At 72.9% G+C, this 5,960-nt stretch carries 5 protein-coding genes; 4 read left to right on the top strand and 1 reads right to left on the bottom strand.

From position 1 onward, the window contains the following. Positions 1-305: 305 nt before the first annotated feature. Entirely contained in the window at positions 306-2,588 is a 2,283-nt protein-coding gene (locus GTW43_RS18365) for a (Fe-S)-binding protein (protein WP_161303104.1), read from the bottom strand. Positions 2,589-2,959: 371 nt separating this feature from the next. Here GTW43_RS18365 and GTW43_RS18360 point away from each other — a divergent pair, with 371 nt between their 5' ends. From GTW43_RS18360 to GTW43_RS18345, 4 genes are all read left to right on the top strand, one after another. Continuing rightward, a complete protein-coding gene (locus GTW43_RS18360; protein ID WP_161303103.1) occupies positions 2,960-3,970 on the top strand; it encodes an NAD-dependent epimerase/dehydratase family protein in 1,011 nt (336 codons plus the stop codon). A gap of 1 nt (position 3,971) precedes the next feature. After that, positions 3,972-5,180: an MraY family glycosyltransferase gene (locus tag GTW43_RS38515; protein ID WP_161303102.1), complete on the top strand. Its 1,209-nt coding sequence runs from the start codon at positions 3,972-3,974 to the stop codon at positions 5,178-5,180. Next, positions 5,177-5,596 (top strand): hypothetical protein, encoded by a 420-nt coding sequence (locus GTW43_RS18350; protein ID WP_161303101.1) that lies wholly within the window; start codon positions 5,177-5,179, stop codon positions 5,594-5,596. Before GTW43_RS38515 ends, GTW43_RS18350 begins: the two co-directional genes overlap by 4 nt. Further along, a partial coding sequence (locus GTW43_RS18345; protein WP_161303100.1) for a glycosyltransferase occupies positions 5,593-5,960 on the top strand: 368 nt, incomplete at its 3' end. The genes GTW43_RS18350 and GTW43_RS18345, both read left to right, overlap by 4 nt.

Below are 5,960 nucleotides of genomic sequence, written 5' to 3'. Positions count from 1 at the left end.
CGAACGCCCCTGGAGGGGGCGGGATGGTGGGATCGGGGCGGTGCGGCGGCGCGGGCCTGGGTGTACCGGCGCCCCCGGGTCGGGGCAGCGCCTGCCTGGGGCGTACCGGCGCCCCCGGGTCGGGCCGGGCCGGCGCATGCCCGGGCGGAAACCGATACGCCCGGCGTCGGAGCCCGCAAGGAGAGAAGAGTCGCCCGGCGCCGGGGACCGCCAGGACTGGGTCGCCCGGCGTCGGGGCCCGCCAGGAGAGAAGAAGGGCACCCCGTGAACCCACGGGGTGCCCTTGATGGCGTGCGCGGCGCCGGTTACTTCACCGGCTCCGGCTCCGGCGCATCCGCGCCCTCCGCCTCGCCCGCCGGATCGGCCGGTGTCTTGACGGAGTCGAGGAGGAGCTGGGCCACGTCGACGACCTGGATGGATTCCTTGGCCTTGCCGTCGTTCTTCTTGCCGTTGACCGAGTCGGTCAGCATGACGAGGCAGAACGGGCAGGCGGTGGAGACGATGTCCGGGTTGAGGGACAGCGCCTCGTCGACGCGCTCGTTGTTGATGCGCTTGCCGATGCGCTCTTCCATCCACATGCGCGCGCCGCCGGCGCCGCAGCAGAAGCCGCGCTCCTTGTGGCGGTGCATCTCCTCGTTGCGCAGGCCCGGGACCTTGCCGATGATCTCGCGCGGGGGCGTGTAGATCTTGTTGTGCCGGCCCAGGTAGCACGGGTCGTGGTACGTGATGATGCCCTCGACCGGGGTCACCGGGATGAGCTTGCCCTCGTCCACCAGGTGCTGGAGCAGCTGGGTGTGGTGGATGACCTCGTAGTCGCCGCCGATCTGCGGGTACTCGTTGCCGATCGTGTTGAGGCAGTGCGGGCAGGTGGCGACGATCTTCTTGGCGGTGCGGGGCTTCTTCGACTCCTCCGTCACCTTGCCGTCGTCGTCGTACTCCTCGCCGAAGGCCATGTTGAGCGCCATGACGTTCTCCTGGCCGAGCTGCTGGAACAGCGGCTCGTTGCCGAGGCGGCGGGCGGAGTCACCGGTGCACTTCTCGTCGCCGCCCATGATGGCGAACTTGACGCCCGCGATGTTGAGGAGCTCGGCGAAGGCCTTGGTGGTCTTCTTCGCCCGGTCCTCCAGCGCGCCCGCGCAGCCGACCCAGTAGAGGTACTCGACCTCGGTGAGGTCCTCGATGTCCTTGCCGACGACCGGCACCTCGAAGTCGAGTTCCTTGAGCCACTCGAGGCGCTGCTTCTTGGCGAGGCCCCAGGGGTTGCCCTTCTTCTCCAGGTTCTTGAGCATCGTGCCTGCCTCGGACGGGAACGCGGACTCGATCATCACCTGGTAGCGGCGCATGTCGACGATGTGGTCGATGTGCTCGATGTCGACCGGGCACTGCTCGACGCAGGCGCCGCAGGTGGTGCAGGACCACAGGACGTCGGGGTCGATGACGCCGTTCTCTTCGAGGGTGCCGATGAGCGGGCGCTCGGCCTCCGCGAGGGCGGCGGCCGGCACGTTCGCCAGCTGCCCCTCGGTCGCCTTCTCCTCGCCCTCCATGTTCTTGCCGCCGCCGGCGAGCAGGTAGGGGGCCTTGGCGTGCGCGTGGTCGCGCAGCGACATGATGAGCAGCTTCGGGGAGAGCGGCTTGCCGGTGTTCCACGCGGGGCACTGCGACTGGCAGCGGCCGCACTCGGTGCAGGTGGAGAAGTCGAGCAGGCCCTTCCAGGAGAAGTGCTCGATCTGCGAGACGCCGTAGACGTCGTCGTCCGAGGGGTCCTCGAAGTCGATCGGCTCGCCCTGGGAGGTCATCGGGAGCAGCTCGCCGAGCGAGGTCTCGCCCTTGGCGTTGCGCTTGAACCAGATGTTGGGGAAGGCCAGGAAGCGGTGCCAGGCGACGCCCATGTCGGTCTTGAGGGCGACCGTGATCATCCAGATGAAGGAGGTCGCGATCTTCAGGCCGGCGAAGAAGTAGGTCAGGTTCTGGAGCGTGGAGACGTCCAGGCCCGACAGTGCGTTCACGACGGGGTACGAGATGAAGAACGAGGCCTCGTAGGAGTCGACGTGGTGCTGGGCGCCTTCGAGGGCGTGCAGCATGAAGATGCAGACGCCGACGATGAGGATGACGGCCTCGACGAAGTACGCCTGGCCGAAGTTGGAGCCCGTGAAGCGGGACTTGCGGCCCGGCTTGCGGGGGTGGGTGAGCTGGCGGATCACGATCAGGACCACGATGCCGAGGACCGTCATCGTGCCGATGAACTCGACGAAGACGTTGTACGGCGCCCATTCACCGATGATCGGGAGCAGCCAGTCGGCCTGGAAGAGCTGGCCGATGGCGTTGACGATCGTCAGCAGCAGGGAGAAGAAGCCCACCGCCACGAACCAGTGCGCGACACCGACGATGCCCCAGCGGTTCATCCGGGTGTGGCCGAGGAACTCCCGGGCGACGGTGACGGTGCGCTGGACGGGCTCGTCGGTTCGGGTGCCTGCCGGCACGTTCTGGCCGAGCCGCATGAAGTTGTAGATCTGCAGGAGGGCGCGGACGAACAGGGCCGCGCCGACCACGATCGTAACCAGCGACACGATGATCGCGGCGAGTTGCATTTGGGGGCTCCTCGGGCCTGCGAGGGTGGTCTCGTCGTTGACGTACTAGTGATTACTAAGCGGTAACTTATGCAGTCCGTCTGAGACTACCCACTTACCCGGTCGCAATGTAGTCGGCAGGGTCGTGATCTGTGTCGCTGAGGTAGCCCTTGGTGCGGCCGCGCGTGGCAGGGGTGTGGCCGCGCATGGCGGGTGTGCGGCCGCGCGTGGCGGGGGTGCGGGGTGCCGGGTGTGGTGGCGCGCGGGTGCGGTGGCGTCGCGACGTAGATCGTGTTATTCGCCCCATATTTGGACATAACGGAATACCTTATGCAGGTATCCGGACGGGCGAGCCCCACCGGTGTCATCCCGATACCGCAACCGAGGGGCCGATGCGCGTGCTCACCTACCTGCTCACCGGGGGCGCGGGCTTCATCGGCTCGCATCTGACCGACGCCCTCCTCGACCGCGGCGACACCGTCGTCGTGCTCGACGACCTCTCCACCGGCGACCGCGGCAACCTCGCCCGGGCCTGGCCGCAGCGCGGACTCCGCTTCGTGCGCGGCTCCGTGCTCGACGCCCGCCTCGTCGACGAACTCACCGGCCGCTGCGACGTCGTCGTCCACCTGGCCGCCGCCGTCGGCACCCGGCTCGCCGCCCGGCCGCTCGAGTCCTTCACCGCGGGTGTGCGCGGTACCGAGACCGTCGTCGGCGCCGCGCTGCGCCACGGCCGCCGGCTGCTGCTCGCCTCCACCTCGGAGATCTACGGGAAGAACGGCGCGGGCCCGCTCGCCGAGACCGACGACCGGATCCTCGGCCAGACCACGGTGGCCCGCTGGTCGCACTCCACCGCCAAGGCCGTCGACGAGATCCTCGCGCTCGGCCACCACCACGAGCACGGCCTCCCGGTCACGGTGGCCCGCCTGTTCAACACCGCCGGGCCGCGCCAGACGCCCCGCAGCGGCGCCGTCGTGCCGACCTTCGCCGCGCAGGCCCTCGCCGGACAGCCGCTCACCGTGCACGGCGACGGCACCCAGCGGCGCTGCCTCGCCCACGTCGCGGACGTCGTCGACGCCCTGCTGCTGCTCCTCGACCACCCCGGCGCCGTCGGCGAGGTCGTCAACGTCGGCTGCGGCGAACCGACCGCCGTCGCCGACCTCGCCGGCCTCGTCGTCGAGCGCGCCGGATCGCCCTCCCCGCTGCGCTTCGTCCCCCACGAGCGCGGCGCACCCGGCGACGAGGACCCCATCCGCGTGCCCGACACCCGCAAACTCCGTGCCCTCACCGGCTGGCAGCCCCGCCGCACCCTCGACGACCTGGTCGACGCGGCACTCGCCGACGCCGCGGCCCGCACCGCCGCCACCTCGCTCGCCACCCCGCTCGTCGCCCCGGCCGGGGTCTGACGTGCTCCAGGGAACCGCCGCCGCATCGGCCGCACTGCTGCTCACCACCGTGCTCACCGCGCTCCTGCGCCCGCTCGCGCTCGGCCGGCGCCGCCGCCGCGGCACGGCCGTCCGGGGCGCGCCCCGGGTCGGTGGCCTCGCCCTGGTCACCGCGACCGGGGCGGTCACCGCGGCCGGTGCCGCCCTCGGCGCGGTGCCGCTCGACCGCGCCTTGCTCACGCTGCTGCTCGCCGCCGGCGCGGTCGCCCTGCTCGGGCTCGTGGACGGGCTGCGGCCGCGCGGCCTGGACGTCCGGCTGCGGATCGCGGTCGAGGCCGCCGCGGCCAGCGCCGTCGTGCACGCCGCCGGGCTCGGCTGGCTCACCGGGGCGCTCGCCGTCCTCTGGATCGTCTTCGTGACCCACGCGTTCCGGCTGCTCGACACGTCGGCCGGGGTGCTCGGCACGGTCGGCCTGGTCACCGCGCTCGCCCTGTGCGTGTGCGCGGGCGCCGAGGGGCTCGGCGCGCTCGCGGTGCTGCTCGGTCTGTTCGCGGCCGCGCTCACGGGGTTCCTGATGCACAACTGGCATCCGGCGCGGGCCCGGGCGGGCGGCTGCGGGGCGCTGTTCACCGGGTTCCTGCTCGCGGGAGCGGCGCTCGTCGTGAACGCCGAGCACACGGCGCCCGAGCCGGCCGCGTCGATGTTCGCGCTCACCGCCGTGGCCTGCGCCGACGCGGTCCTGGCCCTGGTCTCGCTGCGGTGGGCGGGGCGGCCCGACCATCTGGCGCACCGGCTGCGGCGGCTCGGCCTGACCGCGTCCGGGGCGGCCGTCGTGCTGGGCGCCGCGACCGCGCTCACCACGGTCACGGGCGTGCTGCTGCACCGCGGCGCCCTCGGCCCGGCGGCCGTGTGGTGGATCGCGGCGGCGGCCACGGGCGCGGTCGGACTCCTGCTGCGGGCGGGCCGCGTCGGTACGCCGGACCCGGCCCGGCACCCGGCGACGCGCCTGGCCACGGCCCACGGCACACCCCGGGCCACGACGACGGGCACCACGGCCACGCCCCGGCCCGCGGCGCCGGCGACGGGCACCACGGCCACGACGGCCACCACGGCCACCACGGCCACCACGGCCACCACGGCCACCACGGCCACAACGGCTACGGCGACCGGCACAGCGACCGACACCGCACACAACACAGCACACGGCACGACGGAAGGAGCGGGGACGTGACGAGGACGTTCGGCCGGGTACGGGCGCTGGTGCGCGAACTCGCCGTGCACGAGATCGATCTCGTACTGGACTCCGGCGCCCACGACGGCACGTTCGGACGCGCCCTGCGCCGGGCCGGCTACCGCGGCCGGATCGTCTCCTTCGAACCCTTCCGCGGCCCCCGCGCCGGGGTGCGCCGGGCCGCGTCGCGCGACACGGACTGGCAGGTGCTGCCGTACGCGCTCGGCGACCGGGACACCCGGTGGACGCGGCGGCTCGACGGCATGTGGGAGGAGGTGGTCGCCCCCGGCGAGCGGGTCCTCCTCCAGGTCGACCGGCGGCCCGAACTGCCCCAGGTCCTGGCCGGCGCCGGGCCGTTCGGCGAGGACCTCGCCCTGGTGCGGACCGGGGTCGCGCACGAGGCGGCGTTCGCATGAGGATCGCGCTGGTGCACGGCTTCCACGGGCCGGGCGGGCCGGGCGGTGAGAACGCGGCGGTGCTCGACCAGGCCGCCGCGCTCGGCCGCGCCGGACAAGAGGTCCACCTCGTCGTCACCCCCGCAGGTGGACTGCTGAGCGCCGCGCCCCGGCGCACCGCCCCGTGCCCCGTCACCGTCGTCACCGCCCGCGACCGGAGCCCGCTGGCCGCGCTGCGCGCGCTCGACCCGGACCTCGTGCACGTCCACCACGCCGAACCCGGCGCGGGCCGCGCCTGGGCCGCCGACTGGACCGGGCCGCTGGTCGCGACCCTGCGCGACCCCCGCCCGCAGGCCGCCGCCGGGATGCTGTCCCGGCTGGCCGC

Source organism: Streptomyces sp. SID5785 (assembly GCF_009870065.1).
GTDB lineage: Bacteria > Actinomycetota > Actinomycetes > Streptomycetales > Streptomycetaceae > Streptomyces.
This window is presented reverse-complemented; position numbering and strand designations above follow the sequence as displayed.